Source organism: Rhizobium gallicum bv. gallicum R602sp (assembly GCF_000816845.1).
Taxonomy (GTDB): domain Bacteria; phylum Pseudomonadota; class Alphaproteobacteria; order Rhizobiales; family Rhizobiaceae; genus Rhizobium; species Rhizobium gallicum.
Window position 1 is genome coordinate 743706 of sequence record NZ_CP006877.1, and the last position, 24385, is coordinate 768090.

Annotated in this window: 22 protein-coding genes; 15 read left to right on the forward strand and 7 right to left on the reverse strand. The window is 60.5% G+C overall.

Annotation, left to right across the window (positions count from 1 at the left end):
- Positions 1-4 precede the first annotated feature (4 nt).
- The 3 genes from RGR602_RS03685 to RGR602_RS03695 are packed head-to-tail and all read left to right on the forward strand — an operon-like array spanning position 5 to position 1469.
- Positions 5-559 (forward strand): rod-binding protein, encoded by a 555-nt coding sequence (locus RGR602_RS03685; protein ID WP_039843987.1) that lies wholly within the window; start codon positions 5-7, stop codon positions 557-559.
- Between the two features lie 11 nt (positions 560-570).
- Complete coding sequence (locus RGR602_RS03690) at positions 571-942, forward strand: hypothetical protein (protein ID WP_039843988.1); 372 nt, start codon at positions 571-573, stop codon at positions 940-942.
- Positions 936-1469, forward strand: coding sequence for a membrane protein (locus RGR602_RS03695; protein WP_039843989.1), 534 nt, complete (start codon positions 936-938; stop codon positions 1467-1469). The genes RGR602_RS03690 and RGR602_RS03695 overlap by 7 nt, the downstream gene beginning before the upstream one ends.
- Here the strand turns inward: RGR602_RS03695 and RGR602_RS03700 are convergent.
- A complete protein-coding gene (locus RGR602_RS03700; protein WP_052451482.1) occupies positions 1426-2268 on the reverse strand; it encodes an NAD(P)H-dependent oxidoreductase in 843 nt (280 codons plus the stop codon). The two genes, RGR602_RS03695 and RGR602_RS03700, sit on opposite strands and share 44 nt — an antisense overlap.
- Positions 2269-2362: 94 nt before the next feature.
- On the opposite strand from RGR602_RS03700, the gene RGR602_RS03705 reads away from it, so the two are divergent.
- From RGR602_RS03705 to folD, 4 genes are all read left to right on the forward strand, one after another.
- The gene (locus tag RGR602_RS03705) at positions 2363-3304 is read left to right on the forward strand and encodes a LysR family transcriptional regulator (protein WP_039843990.1); all 942 of its coding nucleotides are present in this window, start codon (positions 2363-2365) and stop codon (positions 3302-3304) included.
- A gap of 213 nt (positions 3305-3517) precedes the next feature.
- On the forward strand, positions 3518-4360 hold the full coding sequence (locus tag RGR602_RS03710) for a WecB/TagA/CpsF family glycosyltransferase (RefSeq protein ID WP_052451483.1): 843 nt from the start codon (positions 3518-3520) through the stop codon (positions 4358-4360).
- A 113-nt stretch (positions 4361-4473) separates the two neighbouring features.
- Entirely contained in the window at positions 4474-6150 is a 1677-nt protein-coding gene (locus RGR602_RS03715; RefSeq protein WP_039843991.1) for a GumC domain-containing protein, read from the forward strand.
- 251 nt (positions 6151-6401) lie between these two features.
- Positions 6402-7301, forward strand: coding sequence for a bifunctional methylenetetrahydrofolate dehydrogenase/methenyltetrahydrofolate cyclohydrolase FolD (gene folD, locus RGR602_RS03720; RefSeq protein ID WP_039843992.1), 900 nt, complete (start codon positions 6402-6404; stop codon positions 7299-7301).
- A 3-nt stretch (positions 7302-7304) separates the two neighbouring features.
- Here folD and RGR602_RS03725 read toward each other — a convergent pair whose 3' ends face one another.
- Positions 7305-8327, reverse strand: a complete 1023-nt coding sequence (locus RGR602_RS03725) for a LacI family DNA-binding transcriptional regulator (protein ID WP_039843993.1) — start codon at positions 8325-8327, stop codon at positions 7305-7307.
- Positions 8328-8600: 273 nt separating this feature from the next.
- Here RGR602_RS03725 and RGR602_RS03730 point away from each other — a divergent pair, with 273 nt between their 5' ends.
- The 6 genes from RGR602_RS03730 (at position 8601) to RGR602_RS03755 (ending at position 15624) form a co-directional block, all read left to right on the forward strand.
- Complete coding sequence (locus RGR602_RS03730) at positions 8601-9962, forward strand: ABC transporter substrate-binding protein (RefSeq protein WP_039843994.1); 1362 nt, start codon at positions 8601-8603, stop codon at positions 9960-9962.
- 164 nt (positions 9963-10126) lie between these two features.
- The gene (locus tag RGR602_RS03735; RefSeq protein WP_022717197.1) at positions 10127-11140 is read left to right on the forward strand and encodes a carbohydrate ABC transporter permease; all 1014 of its coding nucleotides are present in this window, start codon (positions 10127-10129) and stop codon (positions 11138-11140) included.
- A 1-nt stretch (position 11141) separates the two neighbouring features.
- Positions 11142-12305, forward strand: coding sequence for a carbohydrate ABC transporter permease (locus RGR602_RS03740; protein ID WP_039843995.1), 1164 nt, complete (start codon positions 11142-11144; stop codon positions 12303-12305).
- Positions 12306-12339: 34 nt separating this feature from the next.
- On the forward strand, positions 12340-13992 hold the full coding sequence (gene bglA, locus RGR602_RS03745; RefSeq protein WP_039843996.1) for a beta-galactosidase BglA: 1653 nt from the start codon (positions 12340-12342) through the stop codon (positions 13990-13992).
- A 21-nt stretch (positions 13993-14013) separates the two neighbouring features.
- Positions 14014-15102: an ABC transporter ATP-binding protein gene (locus RGR602_RS03750; protein ID WP_039843997.1), complete on the forward strand. Its 1089-nt coding sequence runs from the start codon at positions 14014-14016 to the stop codon at positions 15100-15102.
- A 168-nt stretch (positions 15103-15270) separates the two neighbouring features.
- Positions 15271-15624 carry a hypothetical protein gene (locus RGR602_RS03755; RefSeq protein WP_039843998.1) on the forward strand — a complete coding sequence of 118 codons (354 nt, stop codon included), beginning with the start codon at positions 15271-15273 and terminating at the stop codon, positions 15622-15624.
- A 53-nt stretch (positions 15625-15677) separates the two neighbouring features.
- Here RGR602_RS03755 and edd read toward each other — a convergent pair whose 3' ends face one another.
- The 5 genes from edd to RGR602_RS03780 all read right to left on the reverse strand — a co-directional run bounded on the left by edd (position 15678) and on the right by RGR602_RS03780 (position 22631).
- Entirely contained in the window at positions 15678-17498 is a 1821-nt protein-coding gene (gene edd, locus RGR602_RS03760; RefSeq protein WP_039843999.1) for a phosphogluconate dehydratase, read from the reverse strand.
- 65 nt (positions 17499-17563) lie between these two features.
- Positions 17564-18262, reverse strand: coding sequence for a 6-phosphogluconolactonase (pgl, locus tag RGR602_RS03765; RefSeq protein WP_039844000.1), 699 nt, complete (start codon positions 18260-18262; stop codon positions 17564-17566).
- Positions 18263-18273: 11 nt separating this feature from the next.
- On the reverse strand, positions 18274-19749 hold the full coding sequence (gene zwf, locus RGR602_RS03770) for a glucose-6-phosphate dehydrogenase (protein ID WP_039844001.1): 1476 nt from the start codon (positions 19747-19749) through the stop codon (positions 18274-18276).
- A 134-nt stretch (positions 19750-19883) separates the two neighbouring features.
- Complete coding sequence (locus tag RGR602_RS03775; protein ID WP_039844002.1) at positions 19884-21182, reverse strand: NAD(P)/FAD-dependent oxidoreductase; 1299 nt, start codon at positions 21180-21182, stop codon at positions 19884-19886.
- 12 nt (positions 21183-21194) lie between these two features.
- Positions 21195-22631, reverse strand: a complete 1437-nt coding sequence (locus tag RGR602_RS03780) for a glutamine synthetase family protein (RefSeq protein ID WP_039844003.1) — start codon at positions 22629-22631, stop codon at positions 21195-21197.
- Positions 22632-22752: 121 nt separating this feature from the next.
- On the opposite strand from RGR602_RS03780, the gene RGR602_RS03785 reads away from it, so the two are divergent.
- Together RGR602_RS03785 and RGR602_RS36860 are read left to right on the forward strand one after the other, a co-directional pair.
- Complete coding sequence (locus RGR602_RS03785; RefSeq protein ID WP_039846628.1) at positions 22753-23940, forward strand: BaiN/RdsA family NAD(P)/FAD-dependent oxidoreductase; 1188 nt, start codon at positions 22753-22755, stop codon at positions 23938-23940.
- Between the two features lie 150 nt (positions 23941-24090).
- Complete coding sequence (locus tag RGR602_RS36860) at positions 24091-24234, forward strand: hypothetical protein (RefSeq protein ID WP_166677308.1); 144 nt, start codon at positions 24091-24093, stop codon at positions 24232-24234.
- The last annotated feature ends 151 nt before the right edge of the window (positions 24235-24385 follow it).

The following is a 24385-nucleotide window of genomic DNA, read 5'->3' on the forward strand; positions in this document are numbered from 1 at the left end:
GACATTGGCTATTTCACCCCCGAGTGATCTGGTCCTGGATGTTGTCAAAGCCGCCGACCCGATGGAGGTTCAGGTGGCCCAGGAGAAATTGAAAGCGAGCCGCGCGGCGTTTCGGGCAACGGGGCTTGCCGAGAACGGCGATGGCTTTTCTGCCAAGGTCGACGTGCTTGATGGCGCCACCGGCCTCGACAACGTCAAGAATCGCGCCAAGTCTGAAGAGATTCCGGAAACCTACCGGAAGTTCGAGGCAATGGTGCTTCAGAATTTCATCAAGAACATGCTGCCGAGCGACAGTGAACAGGTCTACGGCAAGGGCGCAACGGGCGACATCTGGAAGGGCATGATGGCCGAGCAACTCGGCAACGTCATCTCCGAAGGTGACGGCGTCGGCATAGCCAAGCAGATGTATAACGAGGCGCTTCGCAAGAAGGAAGGCGCCATCGTGAACGCGTCGGCGGACCAGGATGACCGGAAGGTCGCCTTTAGCATGATCGACGAATTCCAGCGCAAGACATTCGGCACGCCAACGGCGGATGCCAAGATCAATAATGAAGCATAACCGAGGATAAAATGGAAATCATCTCGAATGAATATCGTATCAAGTCGGTCCTCGGCCGCCTGGAAATGATCATTGACAACGAGAACACGCGGATTGGCAGCGACCCGCAGTTCGATCTCAAGGTCTCGAACGCACATAAGAGCCGCTGCCTCTATGAGCTGTCGATGCTCTTCCGCGATACGGACCCGGCCGAGCTTGCTGCGTCGCATCTGGAGCAGCTTCACGGGCTGAAGCAGAAGCTGACGCTGAACGCCCGGCGCGTTGAGGCACATCTCGAAGCCGTTCGTGCGGTTGCCGACCTGTTGAAGAATGCCGTTCAGGATGCGGATGCCGACGGCACCTATTCCCAGGAACAGTTCGTCGCGCGTGATGCCGGATGGTGAAGCTCGTCCTGACAGGCATCTGGGTTTGCGCCATCACGCTTGCTTCGGTCTATTTCTCCGTGAAGCTGGCGACAGCGCCGGCCCCGCCGGCTGATGATTCGAAGCAGAGCCAGCTTGAGCTTGTGAAGGGCGAGACAATCACCGTACCGATTATCGGCGACGGCGCGGTGACTGGTTACTTCCTCGGCCGCGTGTCCTTCATGATGAACAAGGACACCGTGAAGGGTATGACCCTGCCGCTTAGCGAAATGACCACCGACGAGCTTTTCACTCTGCTCGTCGGCAATAAGATGGTCGATATCAGCAAGCTGAAATCCTTCGACCCGCAGGCCTTCCGCGACGCGATCAAGAAAGGCATGAACGAGAAACTCGGCGGCGAATACGTTTCAGAGGTCATGCTGGAGCAGCTCGACTACCTTTCCAAGGAAGACGTGAAGGCCAATGCCTCAGGCCAACAAAAGAAAACGGCCGATCCGGTCAAGATCATCGAGCCGCCGCCACCTGAAGCGGCGAGCGCTGCCCACTAGTTTCGCTGCCTTCGTCTGCGCCGTTCAGGTGAAGCGCAAAGCCGGTCGCGCCCGGTTCGCCCAGCTCAGGGCGTAGCTCCATGCTGGGGATCAGATAGTCTCCGCCATTCTGCTGACGATAGGGGATAGGTGGGGTGGACTCGAGCGTGCGCATCCTCTCACGCAGGCGCTCGGCTGCGCGTTCGAAGCCGGCCTCATCCAGACCATCGACCCTGTAAGCCACGAAAGGCGGAAGAACGGCATAGCCCGGGTAATAGAGGATTCCATGATTGATCGGGAATAGGAGGTCGTCGATCGGTCCGTTGACCCCGCGGGTCGAGTAATGTTCCTCCCAGCCGCCGGTCGTCACAATCAACATGGCCCGCTTGCCCGCCAGAGTCCCTTCGCCATAGCGGTCGCCCCATCGCTTGTCGCTGTGCTCGCCGACGCCGTAGGCGAACCCATAGGCATAGACCCGCTCGACCCAGCCCTTGAGGATTGCCGGCATGCTGAACCACCAAAGCGGAAACTGGAGGATTAGCATATCGGCCCACAGGAGCTTATCGATCTCGGTTTTGACATCCTCGGTCAGCGCCCCAGTTTCGAAAGCTCTCTTGGATGCAGCGACAGGCATGAACCGCGTATCCGTTTCCAGCGATGGAAAGTCGGCACGGTCAATCTCGGATTTCCAGCCCCCGGCATACAGGTCGGACACGCGCACCTCATGGCCCTGGGCCTCGAGCGCCTTCATGGCAACGTCTCGTAGTGCCCCATTGAGCGAGCGCGGTTCGGGATGAGCGAAGACAAGCAGAACTTTCATAGCCAGTGATCCTTGATGGTGAGAACTGACCCATAGGTAGACAGGGTTTAAATCATCCACTAGATGTGCGTAATGCATAAGATTATGCCGAATAATGGATAGTTCAGACGTTACGCTGGAACGTATGCGAACCTTCATCCGTGTTGCCGAACGCGGCAGCCTGTCGGCGGTCGCGCGCGAGTTCGGGGTCGGTCAGTCGACGGTCACGCGGCATTTGCGGGAGCTTGAGGAGGCCGTCGGCGTGCCTCTGCTGAGCAGGACCACCCGGCGTGTCGCGCTGACCGATGAAGGCAGCCGATATTATGCCAACAGCGTCCAGATCCTGCGCCTTGTCGAACAGGCCGGCGATGAGGCGCGGGGCACGCGCGGTGCGACGGCCGGCACGATCCGGATCTCCTGCACTGCGGCTTTTGGGGTTCTGCACGTCAGCCGGCTGATCTTCGCGTTTCAGGACCGCTATCCCGATATCGGAGTCGACCTCAGCCTTACCGATGAGCGTGTCGACCTTGTGCGGGAAGGCGTCGATATCGCGCTTCGCTTAGGCCCGCTCACCGACAGTTCGATGAAGCTGCGGGCGCTCGGCCAGTCCCGGCGTCTGCTCGTCGCGTCACCGGACTATCTTGCAGCGCGGGGCAAGCCGGTTGTCCCGCAGGATTTGCTCGGTCATGAAGGCATCCGTATGTCGAATGTGGCAGGGAGCGACATGCTCGCTTTGCGGGGGCCTGGAGGCGAAGACCATGCCGTTCCCTTTGAAGGGCGCTTTCGGGTCGACCATGGGCTTGCTGCACGCCAGGCCATGGTCGCCGGGCGCGGCATCGCACCGACCCATCAATGGCTTGTCGACGATCTCGTGACGGCTGCCAAGCTTGAGGTGATCTTGCCGGACTATTCGCTGCGGCCTGTCCCGCTCAGCATGCTGATTGTCCCCGAACGCGCCGGCGTTGCCCGGGTCCGGCTGCTCGTCGACTTCCTCGTCGAGCAGATTGGCGGCATTGCGGGGATCGAAAAGCCGCAGCGCTTTGGCGCACAAGCTTAACAAAGCCTTGAAAGCGGCGGCGGAATTCGAACGACTTTTCTAAGAGTTGTTTGAAACCCACCTGCTATAGCTCCCTTCATATTCCCGATGCAGCATTCGGGACTTGCTGCAGGCGGGGCGGGTGCTGCCGGTTCGTAAAAACCTGCTGGTGCGGAATATATCTTGTGTTTTCCGGGATGTTGGGCGCGTGAAGCACCCTAGCTGGAGGTTGGAATGAACCTGATCGCGAATTTCGCGGTTCTCGCATCGCGCCGCACGATCTTCGACGTGCCGGTGTGCGACCTCGGATGGGACGACGCGCTCGTCTTCATCAACGAGCTCGCCTCGTTTCCTGTCGGCCAGACCGTCATTTCCTTCGTCAACGCTCACAACATGCTGACGACGCTGCGCGATGGCGAATACCGGGATATCCTCCTGCAGAATCTTGTCCTGCCGGACGGCATCGGCCTGAACATCGCTTCCAAGATAGCGCATGGGGCGCCGTTTCCTGCCAATCTCAATGGCACGGACTTCGTTCCCGCCTTTCTGACCTATATGGAAAATCCGCGCCGTGTCGGCCTGATCGGCGGCAGGCGCGAAGTCGTCGAAAAAGCCGCAGCGAATTTCCGCAAGCATGCGCCCTGGCACGAATTCATCGTCATTTCGGACGGTTATTTCGACAAGGAGAACCCAACGGAGCTCATCGACGAGGTTGAGCGCCAGGACCTCGACATCCTGATCATTGGCATGGGAACGCCGCTGCAGGAGAAGTGGGCGCATCATCACATTCGCGCCGACCATGCCCGGCTTGTTCTGACTGTCGGGGCGCTCTTCGATTTCATCTCCGGAGTTGTTCCCCGCGCTCCGGAAACCGTTCGCATGATGCGGCTGGAGTGGGCCTACCGGATGCTGCAGGAACCGGCCCGTCTCTGGCGGCGTTATGTGCTCGGCATCCCGGTCTTTCTGTTTTACGTGATGCAATACCGCTTCAATCGCCGCGAGCGCATCCTTAGCCAGGCGGGCAACAACAGCGTCCCCTTGCCGTTACCGCAGGAACAGAGCGAGGGGGCTCACTGAGACCCTGCTTCTTGCCTCGCTGTGTTAACCATTTCTTTGCCATGAAAATTTAGAGTGTCTTAATCATCCGCTTCCTACGGGCGGCTCGGCTCGTGCGCTTGAGATAGGGCGTCATGTATGACAGCAGGTTAAGAGGCAGCATTGATAGGCGTCGAGCGGCAACGGCGGGGCCTATCGATGCACGAGACCGAAATCTCGAAACCCTTCCCGTTCGCCCCTCGGAGGCCGAACTGCTGAGGGTGATCGGAAAAGCACTCGAAGAGCAGCGCCTGCAGCGGAGCGCACCGCCCCAACCGTCGCATCTGGTCGAACGCATCGAGACAATCCTCGAAACACGTCTTCGTGCCGCAAACGATGTCCGTCCGCCGCAGCCGCCGCAGTATAAACCGGAGGCGTCTGCCGAGGCCCGGCAGGTAGACGCAGCAAATCTCAGCGCTCGACCCGTCCGCCGCCGCAGTTTGGCGAAGCCGATCGGCACAATCGCAGTTGCTGCCTTGATCGGCGCAGGCATCCCCTTGCTGATGCCTGCCGACCCCCCCCATTATGCGGCGGAGGCGGCATTTCAAGTGCAGGCGGGCAAAGCCGAGCGCGGCGCCGTGACCGCGGCAGCCGTGAAACGCCTGCTTTCCGGCCGCACCATGTCTGCCGCCGTAGGGGCGCTGAAGCTCGATCGCGATCCAGAGTTCACCGGCGACCAATCCGCGATCGGCGTAGCACTTGATCTCCTATCGGGCACTGGTGTTGCGGCCGACGCGGCCTCGCGTGCGGAAGCGGCGCTTGCGGGAATGGTCGAGGCCAATGCGGATGGAACGCAGGGCGCAGTCCGTCTGACAGTCACGACGGCCGATGGCGCCAAGTCTTTGCGTATCGCTTCCTGGCTTTCCGATATGCTGACGTCCAGCGGGCCTCCTGCATCGGCGGAGGCAGGCGCAGGGTTGCGCAAGGCCTATGAGGACGTGAAGGCGCAGCTGGTCGCCTTCACCGCAAGCAGCGGCGAAGGCAACGTCAAAGTCGCAAGTGATCTTCAGCAGCGCATCAACCAGCTTGACGCCGATCTCAAGGTCGCCGAGCAGCGGATCACGCTTGCCAAACAAGAGACCGATCGTCTCAAGGTGGCCAAGCCCGGCGATGTGCTCAACGGTTCCTTGCCACTCGAAGTGATTTCGCCTGCGCTGCAGGACGCGCGCGACAAATACGTCACCGAGAAGGCGACGCTGTCGCTGCTTTCGAACGAGCTCGGTCCGCGCCATCCGCGCCGTCTCGGACAGCAGGCTGTCGTTGACGGCCTGAAGGAGAAGGTTGCGAAGGAGCTGGCTCGCCAGGCCCAAGACGCAAATGCCGCTCTCAAGGCAGCCGCAGAAGCACGAAAGACGCTGAACGATCAGCGCAACACGCTGATCGCAATGAGCCGGGACACCGGTGTCGATCTCGCCAGACTGACCGAACTGCGCGACAAGACAGAGGCGGCGAGATCGCGGATGGCAGATGCCGTTAGAGCGACGGCTTCCATCGTCGCTCCGATCACTGCCGCCAAGCCGATAAAGACCACTGCCGTTGCCGCCGGCCCCGGACTTCCGGTTCGCTCTGCTGTCGGGGCTGCACTTGCAATGGCAATCGGCCTTGCTGGCATGCTTGGTTTGCGCCTCTTGCGAGAGCGTCCCCCACGTGCCGCGCACACGCTAACGGTCCCGGAACAACCGGAGGTGGCAGCCGGCGAACTCGAACTGCTGCGCGATCGGCTCGCCTTCCTGCGCGACAGGCTGCAATCCCACGGCGCCGGCCATCGTTGATCTCGGCCGCGGCATCATCGAAATCGCGCGCGGAACCTCGTGATGCGCAAGCTTCATATCCTCGCCAACGCGCTCTTGCGCAACGGTCGGGTATGGTCCGTCAACGCCGCTTGACCAACCCAGATACTTTAGCGCCGGGAAGATGTTAAAGCTCTTGCATTTGCCGCTTTTAAACAGGATACGGCGTTCTGAGGCAAACAGCGCGGCTGGCGAGAGCCTAGTTTGCGCGCGAGGCAGTGCAGGAGAATCGCGTGACGACAGTGATCGATGGCAAGCAGGTGGCCGCTTCGATAATCGAAACAGTAAAGATGGCAGCGGCTTCGCTCGAAAAGCAGAGCGGCGTGAAGGCCGGGCTTGCCGTTGTGATCGTCGGCGACGATCCGGCAAGCCATGCTTATGTCAATGCAAAGAGCAAGATGGCCAAGCAATGCGGCTTCAAGTCGGTACAGCACACCCTGTCGGCCGAGACGACGCAACAAGAGCTTGCCGCGCTCGTTTCGTCACTCAACGCCGATCCCTCGATCCATGGCATCCTCGTACAGCTACCGCTGCCGAAGCATCTGAACAGCGATCCGATCATCCAGTCGATCCTGCCGGAAAAGGATGTCGACGGGCTGCACGTCGTCAATGCCGGCAAGCTTGCGACTGGCGACCTTGAAACTGGCCTCGTCTCCTGCACGCCGGCCGGTGCCATGGTGTTCGTCCGCCGAATGCATGGCGAGGACCTGTCTGGGCTGAGCGCCGTCGTCATCGGCCGATCGAACCTGTTTGGAAAGCCGATGGCGCAGTTGCTGCTCAATGCCAATGCGACGGTGACGATTGCTCATTCGCGCACCAAGGATCTGCCCGCCGTCTGCCGCAATGCCGATATCCTGGTTGCGGCCGTCGGCCGGCCGCAGATGGTCAAGGCCGATTGGGTCAAGCCCGGCGCCACTGTCATCGATGTCGGCATCAACCGCATCGCCGCACCGGAAAGGGGCGAGGGCAAAACACGGCTGGTCGGCGACGTCGCCTTCGAGGAAGCATCGAATGTTGCCGCGGTGATCACCCCGGTTCCCGGTGGCGTCGGCCCGATGACGATCGCCATGCTGATGGCCAATACCGTCATTGCCGGGCATCGCGCGGCCGGCCAGACGCCGCCGAAATTTTGAGGCCTATCGCGGTGCAGGGCCGGTCGAGGCCCTAACGATCAGCTCCGCTTTCCACAGCTCGTGCTCCGGATAGGAGCCGGTCTCTTTGACGGTGCCGATCAGGCGCTGCGCAATCCGGGCGCCGGCGGCACGAAGAGACGAGCGCGTCGTCGTCAGCGGGACCGAAAAATTCTCCGGCTTCAGAAGCGGCAGCTCGTCGTCATGGGCGATGAGCGAGATATCCTCACCGAGCTTCAGGCCGGCCTGGTTCAGGGCGCGGATCGCGCCGAGTGCGAGCGCGGTGCTGGAACAGAGGACGGCAGTCGGACGCTCCGCCATCTGCAGAAACTGCTCCATCGCGATCAGGCCTTGCTCGTCGGTCATCAGCGAGTGACTGACGCAGGTTTTGGAAAGGGCCAGTCCCCGTTCCGACAAGGCCGCGACGACGCCGTTCTTCCGGCGGATCGCAAAGTCGAGATGCGCCGGCCCGTTCATCAGCGCGAATCGCGTATGGCCGAGCTGCAAAAGGAGTTTCGCGGCATCGTAGAAGGTGGTCTCGTTGTCGATATCGAGAAAGGGATAATCCGGCTCCGACCCGAACGAGCGGCCATGCACTATGAACGGCATCGCCAGCGATTTCAGCATCGCCAGGCGCGGGTCGTGAGCGCGCATATAGGCAACGAAAAGCGCATCGACATTGCCGCTGATCGCGAGGCGGCGAAGTGCAGCCACTTCGTCGTCGGGGTCAGAGGGCATGATGACGAGATGGAAGTCCTGCCGGACGGCCTCTTCTCCGAGACCGGCCAGGAACTCGCCAAAATGTATATCCGATTGATGGCCGGGCGCCATCGGCATCACCAGTCCGATCGAACCCGCCTTGCCGGTCGCGAGACGCTGAGCCGCCTTGTTCGGCCGGTATCCCGTTTCCTTGACGGCGCGAAGCACACGTTCGCGCGTCGCCTCGTTGACTTCAGGATAGCCATTGAGTGCACGGCTGACGGTCGTCTGCGAAAGACCAAGCATTTCCGAGAGCTGTTTGAGATTCACCTGCCGCGTTTCCTCCTCAGCGCCCTCAACACGCCTCCCTGCGTCCAAAGCGCTTTCAATTATGTAGCAACTCCGGCGCTTGACTCAAGAAAAATCGCTCCATATTCCCCTCCAGGTGCCGCTGCAATGGGCAATGCAAGCGTCTCGTTCCGCGGTATTTTGGAAATGGCTTGACTCTTTTCTGCCGAAAGTGAAATGAGTGTCAAAGCGCTTTGAAATTTGCTCTCGGGAGGTTGGGAAGCGCCGTTGGGATTGTGATGGGAGGTTGATCACATGAAAAAAATTCTGTTGATGGGCGTTGCCGTAACGGCGCTGTTTGCCGGGGCAGCTTCTGCTGCCGATCTGAAGTTTCCTCCAGGCCAGGATACGAAGTTCAACTGGAAAAGCTATGACGAGTTCAAGGCAGCTCACGCCGATTTGAAAGGCGAGCCGTTGACAATCTTCGGGCCGTGGCGCGGTGAGGACGAGGCCTTTTTCCGCAGCATTCTGGCTTATTTCACTGAGGCGACGGGCGTCGATGCCACCTATTCATCCTCTGAAAACTACGAACAGCAGATCGTCATCGATACGCAGGCGGGCTCGCCTCCGAACGTCGCGATCCTGCCGCAGCCCGGCCTCCTGGCCGATCTCGCCAGCAAGGGCCTCCTGACGCCGCTGGGCGAGGAGAATTCCAAGTGGGTGAAGGAAAATTACGGCGCAGGCGACAGCTGGGTCGGTTACGGCACCTACAAGGGCAAGGACGGCAAGGACGGTTACTATGCATTCCCGTACAAGGCCGACGTGAAGTCGCTTGTCTGGTATGTTCCGGAAAACTTCAAGGAAGCTGGATATAAGGTTCCGACCACGATGGAAGAGCTCCATGCCCTGACGGATCAGATCGTCAAGGACGGCGGCGTTCCGTGGTGCATCGGCCTCGGGTCTGGCGGTGCGACCGGCTGGCCTGCGACCGACTGGATCGAAGACATCATGCTGCGCATGAACAAGCCGGATGTCTATGACAAGTGGACCACGAACGAAGTGAAGTTCACCGACCCGGCCGTCGTTGCTGCAATCGATGAATTCGGCAAGTTCGCCAAGAACGAGAGCTATGTCGATGGCGGTGCTGCGGCCGTTGCTTCGACCGACTTCCGCGACAGCCCGAAAGGTCTCTTCGCCGTTCCGCCGAAGTGCTACCTGCACCATCAGGCTTCGTTCATCCCGTCCTTCTTCCCCGAAGGCACGAAGCTCGGTCAGGACGCCGACTTCTTCTATATGCCGACCTATGCGGCGCATGCCGACCTCGGCAAGCCGGTTCTCGGTGCCGGCACGCTTGTCTCGATCACCAAGGATTCGAAGGCCGCCCGCGCTTTCGTCGAATTCCTGAAGACGCCGATCGCGCATGAGGTCTGGATGGCGCAGTCGAGCTTCCTGACGCCGTACAAGGGTGTGAACACCGCGGCCTATGCCAACGAGCAGATGAAGAGGGAAGGCGAGATCTTGACGACGGCCACGACCTTCCGCTTCGACGGTTCGGACCTAATGCCCGGCAAGATCGGCGCAGGCGCCTTCTGGACCGGCATGGTCGATTTCGTCGGCGGCAAGTCTGCGCAAGACACCGGCAAGGAAATCCAGGCCTCCTGGGACGCCATCAAGTAATCGCGATTGCCGGTGCCGCGGCAAACCCGCGGCATTGCTGGCACGAATGACCGGACCCGTGGGGGGCCGGTCAACGCCGGATACTGTGATCAAACGCATAAAGAATTTGACGGTAACTGGTGTCGGCCCTTCAACATGGGCAAGGGTAGCACGGGGAGGGACGAATGCTGTCGCAGATAGTTTCCGCGTTGGGCGTTGTGGTGGTGGCGGTATTCGCCTGCTCGGCCTACTTCTATTTTTCGAACAAGATTCTGGATCTGGCGCTCCCCGTGAAGGATGGCGACATTCGTTCGGCAGCGCGCAATCTGAACCGCCGTGCGATGATCCGCCCGTGGCTCTTTCTCGGGCCGGCGCTGTTTTTGCTGATCGTCTATCTCGTCTACCCCGTCGTGGCGACCCTCATCCTCTCCTTCTACGATCGCTCCGGTGAGCAGTTCGTCGGCTTTGCAAATTACCAGTGGGCCTTCGGCGATCGTGAATTTCGCCAATCCATCTTCAATAATATTCTCTGGCTTGCCGTCGTTCCGGCGGCCTGCACGTTCTTCGGCCTGGTCATCGCAGTGATGACCGACCGCATCTGGTGGGGCAACATCGCCAAGAGCATCGTCTTCATGCCGATGGCGATCTCCTTCGTCGGCGCATCCGTCATTTGGAAGTTCATCTACGAGTTTCGCGGCGGCAACGACACCCAGATCGGGCTCTTGAACGCGATCGTGCAGCTTTTCGGCGGCACGCCGCAGGTGTGGATTTCGGTGCCCTTCTGGAACAACTTCTTCCTCATGGTGATCTTGATCTGGATCCAGACGGGCTTTGCCATGGTCATTCTTTCCGCAGCGCTGCGCGGTATTCCGGAAGAAACCATCGAGGCGGCTGTCATCGACGGCGCCAACGGCTGGCAAATCTTCTGGCGCATCATGGTGCCGCAGGTCTGGGGATCGATCGCCGTCGTGTGGACCACCATCACCATTCTCGTGCTGAAGGTCTTCGACATCGTTCTGACCATGACCAACGGTCAATGGAACTCGATGGTTCTTGCCAATCTGATGTTCAACTGGATGTTCCGCGGAGGCGGCGATTCCGGCCGAAGCGCCGTCATCGCCCTCATCATCATGCTGGCCGTGACGCCGATCATGGTCTGGAACGTCCGCCGCGCCAATCGTGAGCTGGGAGGCCACTGAGATGACGCTTGCCAGAGATTTCTTCAAGATTGGCCCCGCTCGCCTTTTCGTGCACTTCGTTGTTCTGGTCATCGTGATCCTGTGGCTGATTCCGACGCTCGGCATCTTCATCAGCGCGCTGCGAGACAAGGACCAGCTCGTCGTCTCCGGCTGGTGGACAGCCTTCGCCGGCTCCTCCCGAACCGTGGCATCGCGCCTTGGACAGCCCGACCAGCAGAAGCAAGAGGGCGCGACCTATGTGATCGCCGGCAATGTCCTGGAAGGCCAGCAGGGACGTTCGATCAAAGCCTTCGGCACGCGTGTCCAGCAGCCCGCTGCCTACAGCGCCGGTGAGACCGCCGACCTCGGCGACGGCGTCTCGCTGCTCGTCGACAGCGACGGCAGCTACCGCTACACAAAGAATGGCCCCTTCGGCCCGGACGACGGCGGCCGGCGCGTCTACGTTTCGATCGCAACGCCGCCGGAATTCACGATGCAGAACTACCGGACGGTTTTGACGGGCGAGGGCATCGGCCAATCCTTCATCAATTCGCTGACGGTGACGATCCCGGCGACCATCATTCCGATCCTCATAGCTGCCTTTGCAGCATACGCCTTGAGCTGGATGGAGTTCCCGGGCCGCGCACTGTTGATCGCGCTCGTCGTCGGTCTCATCGTCGTGCCGCTGCAGATGTCGCTGATCCCGCTGCTGCGCCTCTACAATATGGTCGGCGCGGCTTTCGATGCGCCGTCCAAGACCTATCTCGGCATCTGGCTGGCGCACACGGCCTTCGGCATGCCGCTCGCCATCTACCTGCTCCGCGCATATATCGCAGGGCTGCCGAAGGAGATCATCGAATCGGCGCGCGTCGATGGCGCGAGCGATTTCGAAATCTTCGTCCGCATCGTTTTGCCTCTTTCTTTCCCCGCACTTGCATCCTTCGCGATCTTCCAGTTCCTCTGGGTGTGGAACGACCTGCTTGTTGCCATGGTCTTCCTCGGCACCGACAGGCAGCACCTCGTGCTGACCGGCGCGCTGAACGCGCTGCTCGGCTCGCGCGGCGGCAACTGGGAAATCCTAACGGCTTCGGCCTTCGTCACCATCATCATACCGTTGCTCGTCTTCTTCGGGCTGCAGCGCTATCTGGTGCGCGGCCTGCTCGCCGGTTCGGTCAAGGGGGGCTGATCATCCCAATACGACACATCCCGCAGGAACAGACATGAGCATAGCATCCCAAACCAATTTGACCGTCGACAAGGACTGGTGGCGCGGTGCGGTAATCTATCAGATCTACCCGCGCTCCTTTCAGGATTCAAACGGCGACGGCATCGGTGATCTGAAGGGCATCACCGCCCGCCTTCCGTATGTAGCAAACCTCGGTGCCGACGCGATCTGGATTTCACCCTTCTTCACCTCGCCGATGCGCGATTTCGGCTACGACGTTTCGGACTACGAGAACGTCGATTCGATCTTCGGCACGCTGGTGGATTTCGACACGATGATCGCAGAGGCCCATCGCCTCGGCATCAAGGTGATGATCGACCTCGTCATCTCGCACAGCTCGGACCAGCACCCCTGGTTTGCCGAAAGCCGTTCCAGCAAGACGAATGCAAAGGCGGATTGGTATGTCTGGGCGGATGCAAAGCCGGATGGCGCGCCGCCGAACAACTGGCTGTCGATTTTCGGCGGCTCGGCATGGGCGTGGGATCCGCGGCGCATGCAGTATTACCTGCACAATTTCCTGACCTCGCAGCCGGACATGAACCTGCACAATCCGGAAGTACAGGACCGGTTGCTCAATGTTGTCCGCTTTTGGCTGACGCGCGGCGTCGACGGCTTTCGTCTCGACACGATCAATTTTTACTTTCACGACCAGCAGCTGCGCGACAATCCGGCGCTGCCGCCCGCCCGCCGCAACGCTTCGACCGCGCCGGCGGTGAACCCCTATAATTTCCAGGAACACATCTACGACAAGAACCGGCCGGAGAACCTGGAGTTTCTGAAGCGCTTCCGTGCGGTTCTGGAAGAATTTCCGGCAATCGCGGCCGTCGGCGAAGTAGGTGACAGCCAGCGCGGCCTGGAGATCGTCGGCGAATACACTTCCGGAAACGACAAGATGCATATGTGCTATGCCTTCGAGTTTCTCGCCCCCGATCCGCTTTCGCCGGAGCGCGTCGAAGAAGTGATGGAAGATTTCGCCGCCGCAGCGCCCGATGGCTGGGCCTGCTGGGCATTCTCCAATCACGACGTCATGCGTCATGTCAGCCGCTGGGGTTCGCTCGTCGCCGATCATGACGCATTTGCCAAGCAATATGCTTCCCTGCTGATGACCCTGCGTGGCTCCGTCTGCCTCTATCAGGGTGAGGAGCTCGGCCTGACCGAAGCCGATCTTGCCTACCAGGACCTGCAGGATCCATACGGCATCCAGTTCTGGCCGGAGTACAAGGGACGCGACGGCTGCCGCACGCCTATGGTCTGGGACTCGCAGGTTTCCCAGGGCGGCTTTTCGACCGTCACGCCGTGGCTGCCGGTGCCGGTCGAGCATATCCTGCGCGCCGTCAGCGTGCAGCAGGGCGACGAGAATTCCGTGCTCGAGCACTACCGCCGCTTCCTCGCCTTTCGCAAGCAGCATCCGGCGTTTGCCAAGGGCGAGATCGAATTCGAGCAGCCGCAAGGCGATGGGCTCGTCTTCACGCGCAGATATGGCAACGAGCAATTGCTCTGCGTTTTCAACATGAGCCCGGTGGAAATCAACGTCAGCTTACCGATGGGAGAATGGCAGGCATTGACGGGACACGGTTTCACCAGCAACAACTACGGCGACAAGATCGATATTCCGGCTTGGGGGGCGTATTTCGCCCGTCTCGCCTAAGGATCAGGAGGGGAGCACCAAATGACAGGACTTACTCTAAAGGAAATCCGTAAATCCTACGGCTCCGTGGATGTCCTCCACGGCATCGACCTGGAGATCAACCAGGGTGAGTTCATCGTCTTCGTGGGGCCGTCGGGTTGCGGCAAGTCAACGCTGCTGCGCATGATCGCCGGCCTTGAGAACATCACGGGCGGCGAGATGTATATCGATGGCCAGCTCGTCAACGACGTCCCGCCGTCGAAGCGCGGCATCGCCATGGTGTTCCAGTCCTACGCGCTTTATCCGCACATGACGGTCTTCGACAACATGGCTTTCGGCATGAAGATCGCTGGCGAGAGCAAGCAGGAGATCGATCGTCGCGTGAGAGCCGCCGCCGAAAGCCTGCAGCTCACCAATTATCTGGACCGCCTGCCGAAGGCGCTCTCCGGTGGCCAGCGCCAGCGCGTTGCGATCGGCCGCGCCATCTGCCGTGATCCGAAGGTCTTCCTCTTCGACGAGCCGCTGTCGAACCTCGACGCAGCATTGCGCGTCGCGACCCGTATCGAAATCGCCCGCCTCAATGAGCAGATGGCCGATACCACGATGATTTACGTCACCCACGACCAGGTCGAGGCGATGACGCTTGCCGACCGTATCGTCGTCCTGTCGGCCGGCCACATCGAGCAGGTCGGCGCACCGCTGGAGCTTTACGAGCGTCCGGCCAACCTCTTCGTCGCGAAGTTCATCGGCTCTCCGGCCATGAACATCATCCCCTCTACCATCAGTGAAGCGGGTGCCACCACGACGATCACGCTGAAGGGCGGCAGGTCGGTCGGGCTCGACATTCCGACCGCGGCTTCCGAAAAAGGCAAGACGGCAAGCTTCGGCGTGCGCCCTGAAGACCTGCAGATCGCCAATGGCGACGACTACATCTTCGAAGGCGAGGTCTCGATCGTCGAAGCGCTCGGCGAAGTCACGCTTCTTTACATCGAAGGCCTGGTGCCGGGCGAGCCGATCATCGTCAAGCTGCCGGGCATCACCGACATCAAGAAAGGTCAGAAGATGAGGTTCGCTGCCGATCGCTCGAAACTGCATCTTTTCGATGCCGAAGGCCACACGTACAGAAGGTAGGAGACTATTTTTGGGCGGTTCTTTATGACCGCCTGAAACGCAGCGATCATCACCTTCTGTTAAACATCCGCTGCTAGCTTTCCCCTTATAGTTACAAGGGGAATCAGGGTCGTGGGTGCATCCAATCCATTGCCTCCAGGGCATTTTCTCAACAGGGAAGAATCCTTCATGTACGACCGCGAACAGCGGTTCAAAATGGAGGATACGATGAACGCTGCGCGGATCGAGTACACCGAAAAGGGGGTCATGCACATGGCGTCCCGTCGCTGCGATATCATACGAATTTCGATGAGCAGCGCGATCCTGGCGATCCTGACGCAGTTCACTTTGCCGAAGCAGTTTTATCTGGATATTCCCGATGCACGCATCACCAAGGTCGGCTGCATGCTGATGCGGGTGAACGCCAACAACACCATCGAGGTCCGCTTCCTGCGCCTGCTGACGCAGAAGGAACTGAACAAGATTTTCGTCTACAGCACGCATCCGGCGCATCGCGACTACGTTCTAGACGTTCGCGCCTGATCGGACATTTCTGGAATTGAACAAGCCCGCGATCCGTTCGCGGGTTGTTTGCGTCAGTGGAAGAGGACGCTGGCGCCGTGGTCGGAGGCGCCGACGGAGCGGCGGAACGGAGCGAAGAGCTCGCGCCCCATGCCGAATTCATTGTCCGAAAGATCGGCCGTCACCGGCTCGCGGTCTGCCAGGGTGGCGGCATCGAGGAGGACTTCCAGCGTGCCGCGAATTGCATCGAGCCGGATGATGTCGCCGTCCATTATGCGGGCGATAGGCCCGCCCTCGACAGCTTCCGGCGTCACATGGATCGCAGCCGGAACCTTGCCTGACGCGCCGGACATGCGTCCGTCCGTCAGGAGGGCGACGTGGAAGCCGCGGTCCTGCAGTACGCCGAGCGGCGGCGTCAGCTTGTGCAGCTCCGGCATGCCGTTTGCCTTCGGCCCCTGGAAGCGCACAACCGCCACGAAGTCGCGGTTGAGCTTGCCTTCCTTGAAGGCGTCCTGCAGCTCCTGCTGGCTATGGAAGACGATCGCCGGCGCCTCGATGATATGGCGATCCGGCTTCACCGCGGATATCTTGATGACCGCCTTGCCGAGATTGCCGCGCAGCATCTTAAGGCCGCCATTCGACTGGAACGGCGTTTCGATGCTGGCGAGCACCTTGCCATCGTGGCTCTTTTCCGGTGCCGGTTCGCGAACCACCGTGGCGTTGTCGCCGAGGCGCACGTCGATCGTATAGGCTTCGAGACCCTGGCCGGCCACTGTGCGCACGTCATCGTGCAGCATGCCCTTCTTCAAAAGCTCCTTGATGAGGAAGCCCATGCCGCCTGCGGCGTGGAAATGGTTAACATCCGCCAGTCCGTTCGGATAGACGCGGGCAAGCAGCGGGATTTCCTCGGAGAGTTCGGCAATATCCTGCCAGGTGAGCTGGATGCCGGCAGCGCGCGCCATGGCGACGAGATGCAGCGTGTGATTTGTGGAGCCGCCGGTTGCATGCAGGCCGACGACGCCGTTGACGATGGAGCGCTCGTCGATCATTTCGCCGGCGGGCGTGAACTCGTTGCCGAGTGCAGTGATCGCCAGAGCGCGCTTTGCCGCCTCGCGCGTCAGCGCTTCGCGCAGCGGCGTGCCCGGATTGATAAAGGAAGAGCCGGGCAGATGGAAGCCCATGATCTCCATCAGCATTTGGTTGGAGTTTGCCGTGCCGTAGAAGGTGCAGGTTCCCGGGCCGTGATAGGACTTGGACTCGGCCTCGAGCAGCTCGGCGCGGCCGACCTTGCCTTCCGCATAGAGTTGGCGGACACGAGACTTCTCGTCGTTGGGCAGCCCGCTGGTCATCGGCCCCGCCGGCACGAAGATCGAGGGCAGGTGCCCGAAGGAGAGGGCCGCGATCACGAGGCCCGGCACGATCTTGTCGCAGACGCCGAGGAAGAGCGCCGCATCGAACATGTTGTGTGACAGGCCGATGCCGGCAGACATGGCAATCAGGTCGCGGGAAAAGAGCGACAGCTCCATGCCCGGCTGGCCCTGCGTGACGCCGTCGCACATGGCCGGAACGCCGCCGGCGACCTGGGCAATGCCCCCAGCCTCCGCCGCAGCTTCGCGGATGATCGCCGGATAGGTCTCGAACGGCTGATGGGCCGAGAGCATATCGTTGTAGGCGGTAATGATGCCGAGATTGGGCACGCGGTCGCCCGCCAGTGCATCCTTTTCGGAGGGGGAACAGATCGCAAAGCCGTGGGCGAGGTTGGCGCAGCCGAGTATCGAGCGGTTCACGCCGTTGGAAGTCGCGGCTTGCAGGCGTTCCAGATATCGATCACGCGTCGGTTTTGATCGTTCGACGATGCGGGATGTGATCGCGGAAATGCGTGCGTTAGCGGACATGGGAGGTATCCTGCCTTGGTTGCTCTCAAGTTTTACATTCGGCGGCTCTGCCCGAAGGCTTGGTTTTACGGCGCCCAGTAGATTTCGACCGGGGAAGCCGCCCGGCGCAAAACGGCCCGGATCGGCATCTCGGCCTCTTCTCCGGCATCTTCCGCTTTCGACAGCGTATCTTTCTTACCCGCGCCTTCTATGTGAAGCACCAGGAGCCCGGCATCCTGAAGGCTGGAGAAGGTGAAGGTCAGGCGCGGCTCGCCGGCGCCTTCCGCTTCCATCGTGATGATGCCGCGCGGCGTCGCCGGATCGAGCGCGGCAGCAAGGTTGCTGCCGCCGGGAAAAAACGATGCCGTGTGGCCGTCGCCGCCCATACCGAGGATCACCACATCGAACGGGTTGCCAATCGTTTTCGTCTCGGCAGTCGCAAGCTTTGCCGCATCTTCGGCAGAGCCTGATTTCTGATAGAGCGGCAGGAAGCGCGCCGCCTTCGCCTTGTTCTGCAGCAGATTGTTGGCGACCAGCAGATGGTTCGAACGCTCATTGTCCGCGGGAACGAAGCGCTCGTCAACAAGCGTGACGGTCACCTTGCTCCAGTCGAGGTCGCGGACGGAGAGCTCTTGGAAGAAGGCCTTCGGGGTCGAGCCGCCGGAAACGGCGATGCTGGCCGCTGCGCGGGCTGTGATCGCTGCAGAAAGCCGCTCCGTCACCTTGTCGGCAAGGCCGCTTGCAAGTTCCGCTGCATTGGTAAAAGCATGCAAGATTGCTGCCATCGCTCGCGATCCTAGATGTTGTCGTGCCAGGTGCGGCCTTCACGCTCGATAAGCGCGATGGCCTGGCTTGGGCCCCAAGTGCCGGCGGTATAGCCTTGCACGAGCTGGCCGGTTGTTTCCCAACCCTTGAGCATTGGATCGACCCACTGCCAAGCGGCTTCAACTTCGTCGCGGCGCATGAAGAGCGTCTGGTTGGAGCGGATGACGTCCATCAGCAGGCGCTCATAGGCGTCCGGATTGCGCACATTGAAGGCTGACGCAAAGCTCATGTCGAGCGAGACGTTGCGCAGGCGCATGCCGCCCGGGCCGGGATCCTTGATCATCAGCGACTGCTTGACGCCTTCGTCGGGCTGCAGGCGGATGATGAGCTGGTTCTGGTTGATGCGGCCGGCCGCCTGGTCGAAGATTGCGTGCGGGATCGGCTTGAAGGTAATGACGATTTCCGACATGCGGCCGGTAAGTCGCTTGCCGGTGCGGATGAAGAACGGAACACCCGCCCAGCGCCAATTGTTGATCTCGGCCTTGATAGCAACGAAGGTCTCGGTGTTCGAAACGCCGCCTTCGAGCTCCTCGAGGTAACCCCTGACCGGGCCGCTGCTGGAGGCGCCGGCGCGATACTGGCCGCGCACGGTGACTTGCTCGACGTTGGAAGCATCGATCGGCTTCAGGGCGCGCAGGACCTTCAGCTTTTCGTCGCGAACCGCCTCGGAATCCATCGATGACGGTACTTCCATGGCGGTCAGGCACAGGAGCTGCAAAATGTGGTTCTGCACCATGTCGCGCAATGCGCCGGCGGTGTCGTAATAGCCGGCGCGGCCTTCGAGGCCGACGGCTTCGGCAACCGTGATCTGCACGTGATCGATGTAATTGGCGTTCCACAGCGGCTCGTACAGGGCGTTCGCAAAGCGCAGCGCCATCAGGTTCTGCACCGTTTCTTTGCCGAGATAATGGTCGATACGGAAGATCTGCTCTTCCTTGAAGACACGGCCGATCGTATCGTTCAGTGACAGCGCCGAGGAAAGGTCGCGGCCGATCGGTTTTTCGACGACGATGCGCGTCGACTTGGTGATCAGCTTATGTTCGGCGATCTTCTGCGAGATGTCACCGAAGATGCCGGGTGCGACGGCGAGGTAGAAGGCGCGGACGCGGTCCTTGCCCTCGTCCAGCAGCTTCTTCAGCTGATCCCAACCGCCGTCAGAACGCGCGTCGACGGAGACGTAAAAGAGGCGCTTGCAGAATTTCTCGACTTCGGCCTCGTCATACTCGCCCTTCTTCAGATGCTCCTTGAGGGCATCCTGGGCGAACTTGCGGTATTCGTCATCGGAAAGCGGGCTGCGCGAAGCGCCGATAATGCGCGTCGGCTCGGTGAACTGGCCCTCGATCTGGCGGTGATAAAGGGCGGGAAGGAGCTTGCGCTCGGCAAGATCGCCGCTGCCGCCGAAGACGACATAATCAAAGGGTTCGACGGGAATGATCTGGCTGCTCATGAGCTCTTCTCTCAATCAGGCTGGTTGCGGCCTTTTAATCTAATCGATTTAAAAAAGCCAGTGTGCGATGCAATGAATCTGTCGGGTCCCGGTTTTAAAGCGAATTGCCCCGGGAGGAAATCCCGCAATCGCCCTTAAAACTTGTCGCGCAGCGCGAACCAAGACAAGGCGAGGAAAAGCAGCGGCGCGCGCATTGCCGCACCACCGGGAAATGCCGGAATATCGAGCGCCTTGAGGAGCTCCAGATCGGCTGATTTCCCAAGCACCGCTTCTGCATAAAGTTTGCCGCAGTAATTTGACAGCATCACTCCATGGCCCGAATATCCGCCGATTGAGGTGACGCCCGGCATCACTTCGCGCACGAAGGGCTGGCGCGGCATCGTTATGCCGACGCTGCCGCCCCAGGCGTGCGTGATCTCGATGTCCCTGAGTGCCGGATAGATTTCGGCGATCTGGCGGCGGATATGTTCGCTGATATCGCGCGGATTGTCGGCGGTATAGGCTTCCCGCCCGCCGAATAGCAGTCGTCCATCCTTGGACTTGCGGAAATAACGCACGACGAAACGCGAGTCGGCGACGGCTTCCCCGCCGGGAAGCACGGCAGGATATTCGTGGAGCCGCACGGTTGCGCCGATGAAGGAGCGGATCGGCATGACATGGCTTGCCGTCACCGGCTCCAGATTGCCGATATAGCCATTGCAGGCAATCAGCGCGCGGGACGCGGCAAGTGTGCCCTTCGGCGTTTCGATCCTCACCTTGCCGCCGCCCTGGCCGATTGCGGTCGCCTTGGTCATCTCGAAAATCTGCGCCCCGGCATTGGCCGCAATGCGCGCCAGCCCGATCAGCAGCTTCAGCGGATGAATGTGGCCGGTGCCGGTGTCGCGCACGCCGCAGTAGTAGCGTTTGGAGCCGAGGCGTTCCTGCGTCTCTTCTTTGTCCATGAACCGCAGATGCGGATAATCGTAACGAAGGGCTGCGATCTCGGCATTTTCGTAGTAGAAACGCGTGTAGCTTTCCTTGTGCGAGACGTTCATCTGCCCGGGCATGAATTCGATGTCGATCTGATGTTCGGTCGCAAAATCGAGCAGGTGTTTCTTGGAAGCCTCCGCAAGATCGAAGAGCGCTTTGGAACGCTCGTAGCCGATCTTCTCCTCCAGTTCCTCCGGCCACCAGCGCTGGCCGGTGCCGAGCTGCCCACCGTTGCGGCCGGATGCCCCGTCGCCGAAACGGCAGGCATCGATCAGCACGACCGAGACGCCGGCTTTCGCCAGATTGTATGCCGCCTGCAAGCCGGTATAGCCGCCGCCCACGATGGCGACGTCGCATGTCTTCGATCCGTCAAGCTGCGGATAGGTCGGCCGCTCGCCTACCGTCGCCTGGTACCACGAAACGCCCGGCGCGATGGGGCTCTGCCAGTTTTCTTGCACCGTCATGCGGCGGCCTCCTCACACGTTGAGCAGCAGGAATTCGCGTTCCCAGGGGCTGATCACCTGCATGAAGGTTTCGAACTCTCCCCGCTTCACGCCTGCATAAAGGCCGATGAATTCCTTGCCGAACACCTCCTCGAATGCCGGTTCGTCTTCCAAGAGTGCCACGGCTTCGAGCAGGCCGCGCGGAAGGTCGATCGACCCTTCATTGGCTGCCTCCTCGGTCGGTGCCGTCGGCTCGATCTCCTTGATGATGCCGAGAAGGCCCGATGCCAGCGAAGCAGCCAGGGCCAGATAGGGGTTGGCATCGGAACTCGGCAGCCGGTTTTCGACGCGCCGTGCCTGCGGGTCGGAAACCGGCACGCGGAATGCGGTGGTGCGGTTGTCGTAACCCCAAGCGTTGTTGACTGGGCAGGACATGTCCGGCGCAAGGCGCCGGTAGGAATTGACGTAGGGCGCCAGCATCACAAGTGCGCTCGGCACATATTTCTGCATGCCGCCGATGAAGTGGAAGAACTCCTTCGAAGCCGATCCATCGGAATTGGAAAAGACGTTCTTGCCGGACCCGATGTTGACGACCGACTGATGGATGTGCATCGCCGAGCCCGGCTGACCCTGCATCGGCTTGGCCATGAACGTCGCATAGATATCGTGCTTCAGCGCAGCCTCGCGGATGGTGCGCTTGAACATGAAGACCTGGTCGGCAAGCTCGATAGGGTCGCCATGGCGCAGATTGATCTCGAGCTGCGCTGGGCCCTCCTCATGGATCAGCGTGTCGATCTCGAGGCCCTGTTTCTCGGAGAAATGATAGATATCGTCGATCAGTTCGTCGAACTCGTTGATGCCGGCGATCGAATAACCCTGGCCGCCGAGGATCGAGCGGCCCGAGCGTCCCTTCGGCGGGCGCAACGGATAATCCGGGTCGTCGTTGTTGGCGACGAGATAGAATTCGATCTCCGGCGCGACGACCGGTTTCCAACCGCGTTCGGCGTAAAGTCCCATGATGCGCTTGAGGAGGTTGCGCGGTGTATAAGGAACCTCCTCGCCTTCCGAATTGACGATATCGCAGATCACCTGCGCCGTCGGATCAGTCTCCCAGGGAACGACGGAAAGCGTCGAAAGATCAGGCATCAGCTTGAGGTCGCTGTCACGGGGCTCGTAGCGGAAGCTCTCGGTCTCCTCGGGATATTCGCCGGAGATCGTGTGGCGATAGATCGCCGAGGGCAGGGCGAGCGACGTATTGGACGTGAATTTCGATGTCGGCATCATCTTGCCGCGCGGAACGCCGGCGAGGTCCGGGGTGATGCACTCGATGTCCTCGATGCCGCGTGCGCGAAGCCACTGCGCCGCTTCCTTCCAGTTTGCCACACCGCGCGAAGATCCGGGATCTGGGGGAATTTTCGTAGAGGCAGGCACGTTTCTGGCAGGCTTCAGCGTCGTCTTCTTGGGTGACATGACACACATGGTCGCGGTTGATCGGAAGGTCATCATAACTGGAGTTTGGCAATTGGCGAGGGGCGGCAGCGTTGACTTTCGCCATTTGATAGAAAAAGAAGGCGCCTTTCACAGAAAGGAAATGGGCTTGAGACTGAAGAGCGACGTGATCGTCATAGGCGCGGGCGCCGCCGGAATGATGTGCGCCATTCGCGCCGGGCAGCGCAGCCGTTCGGTGGTCGTGCTCGATCACGCGAAATTGCCGGGGGAGAAAATCCGCATCTCGGGCGGCGGACGCTGCAACTTCACCAATATCCATGCTGGCCCGAAGACCTTCCTGTCCGCCAATCCGCACTTCTGCAAATCCGCCCTTGCACGCTTTACGCCCGCCGATTTCATCGCCATGGTCGACCGGCACGGAATTGCCTGGCACGAAAAGTCGCTCGGCCAGCTCTTCTGCGACAACAGTGCCAAGGACATCATCCGGATGCTGCTCGACGAGATGCGGGCGGCAGGCGTGCAACTGCGGTTGCAGACCGAAATGCTCACCGTTGAAAAAGACAGCGACGGCTTTCGCGTCAGGACGTCCGACGGCGAATACGAGTGCGCCTCGCTCGTCGTGGCGACCGGCGGCAAGTCGATACCGAAGATGGGTGCGACGGGATTTGCTTACCGCATCGCCGAACTGTTCGGTCTCGCGCTCGTCGAAACGCGCCCGGGTCTCGTGCCGCTGACGCTCGATCCCGTCCTGCTGGAAAGCATTGCGCCGCTTTCGGGGATCTCGGCGCCGTCCGAAATCAGGCATGGAAAAACCGGCTTTCGCGAGGCCCTGCTCTTTACCCACCGCGGCCTCAGCGGCCCGGCAATCCTGCAGATATCCTCCTATTGGCGGGAAGGGGATGAGATCGCCATCGATATCGAGCCGGATGTCGACCTTCTGCTGCATCTGAAAAAAGCCAAGCAGGCGAACGGCCGCCAGTCGGCCCAGACGGCGCTCGGTGAAATCCTGCCGAAGCGGCTGGCGCAATATCTGACGGAACGCCAAGCCATTTCCGGCAACATGGCCGATCTCTCGGACAAGGGGCTGATCCGTCTCTGCGATGCGGTGCAGAACTGGAAGATCAAGCCGTCCGGCTCGGAAGGCTATCGCACCGCAGAAGTGACGCTTGGAGGCGTAGATACCGCTGGGCTCGACTCCCGCACGATGCAGGCGAAAAGCGTACCCGGCCTCTATTTCATCGGCGAATGCGTCGATGTGACGGGATGGCTCGGCGGCTATAATTTCCAGTGGGCCTGGGCCTCGGGTTTTGCCGCAGGTGAATCCTTGTAGGCAGGAATCTGGAGCAGGAGATTCAAGACCTGTTAAGAAGGTTGCGCCATCGTGTCCCAATGGCCGTTAGGAAAGAGCTTCCTAAATTGCGCTTTACCGGCAAGCCGTTTTGATGGATTGTTGAGTCTTGAAAGAAGTGGGGATCTTCGCATGAACAGGAACGCTCGACGCGCCCGCGCCATCGCAATCGCCCAGGTAAAGCCTGATACGAGGCTTGCGATCTCCCGCTTCCTCATGCTCGCGACCGGTGCAACGGCGGCGCTTGTGACCCTCCTGATCGCTCAGGGCTTCTGACACATCCCTTTCGTCATACTTTTTGCGCTTTGTCCTTGCGCGGCACACTGCTGGGCGGATATGCCGATGCGGGAAGACGCGATTTCAAACGGTTCAGCTTATCTGAATATTAAGATATCTTCTGTCACATTCACCGCGAATGTTTGGGCAT

Bases quoted from the DNA above. Each gene is read 5' to 3' on its own strand.
- RGR602_RS03695 (WP_039843989.1), top strand. From the start codon at position 936: ATGGTGAAGCTCGTCCTGACAGGCATCTGGGTTTGCGCCATCACGCTT.
- pgl (WP_039844000.1), bottom strand. From the start codon at position 18,262: ATGGCAGCAATCTTGCATGCTTTTACCAATGCAGCGGAACTTGCAAGC.
- RGR602_RS03750 (WP_039843997.1), top strand. From the start codon at position 14,014: ATGACAGGACTTACTCTAAAGGAAATCCGTAAATCCTACGGCTCCGTG.
- zwf (WP_039844001.1), bottom strand. From the start codon at position 19,749: ATGAGCAGCCAGATCATTCCCGTCGAACCCTTTGATTATGTCGTCTTC.
- RGR602_RS03735 (WP_022717197.1), top strand. From the start codon at position 10,127: ATGCTGTCGCAGATAGTTTCCGCGTTGGGCGTTGTGGTGGTGGCGGTA.
- RGR602_RS03780 (WP_039844003.1), bottom strand. From the start codon at position 22,631: ATGTCACCCAAGAAGACGACGCTGAAGCCTGCCAGAAACGTGCCTGCC.
- RGR602_RS03755 (WP_039843998.1), top strand. From the start codon at position 15,271: ATGTACGACCGCGAACAGCGGTTCAAAATGGAGGATACGATGAACGCT.
- RGR602_RS03730 (WP_039843994.1), top strand. From the start codon at position 8,601: ATGAAAAAAATTCTGTTGATGGGCGTTGCCGTAACGGCGCTGTTTGCC.
- RGR602_RS36860 (WP_166677308.1), top strand. From the start codon at position 24,091: ATGAACAGGAACGCTCGACGCGCCCGCGCCATCGCAATCGCCCAGGTA.
- bglA (WP_039843996.1), top strand. From the start codon at position 12,340: ATGAGCATAGCATCCCAAACCAATTTGACCGTCGACAAGGACTGGTGG.
- edd (WP_039843999.1), bottom strand. From the start codon at position 17,498: ATGTCCGCTAACGCACGCATTTCCGCGATCACATCCCGCATCGTCGAA.
- RGR602_RS03715 (WP_039843991.1), top strand. From the start codon at position 4,474: ATGTATGACAGCAGGTTAAGAGGCAGCATTGATAGGCGTCGAGCGGCA.
- RGR602_RS03785 (WP_039846628.1), top strand. From the start codon at position 22,753: ATGGGCTTGAGACTGAAGAGCGACGTGATCGTCATAGGCGCGGGCGCC.
- RGR602_RS03775 (WP_039844002.1), bottom strand. From the start codon at position 21,182: ATGACGGTGCAAGAAAACTGGCAGAGCCCCATCGCGCCGGGCGTTTCG.
- RGR602_RS03690 (WP_039843988.1), top strand. From the start codon at position 571: ATGGAAATCATCTCGAATGAATATCGTATCAAGTCGGTCCTCGGCCGC.
- RGR602_RS03740 (WP_039843995.1), top strand. From the start codon at position 11,142: ATGACGCTTGCCAGAGATTTCTTCAAGATTGGCCCCGCTCGCCTTTTC.
- RGR602_RS03710 (WP_052451483.1), top strand. From the start codon at position 3,518: ATGAACCTGATCGCGAATTTCGCGGTTCTCGCATCGCGCCGCACGATC.
- RGR602_RS03700 (WP_052451482.1), bottom strand. From the start codon at position 2,268: ATGAAAGTTCTGCTTGTCTTCGCTCATCCCGAACCGCGCTCGCTCAAT.
- RGR602_RS03705 (WP_039843990.1), top strand. From the start codon at position 2,363: ATGGATAGTTCAGACGTTACGCTGGAACGTATGCGAACCTTCATCCGT.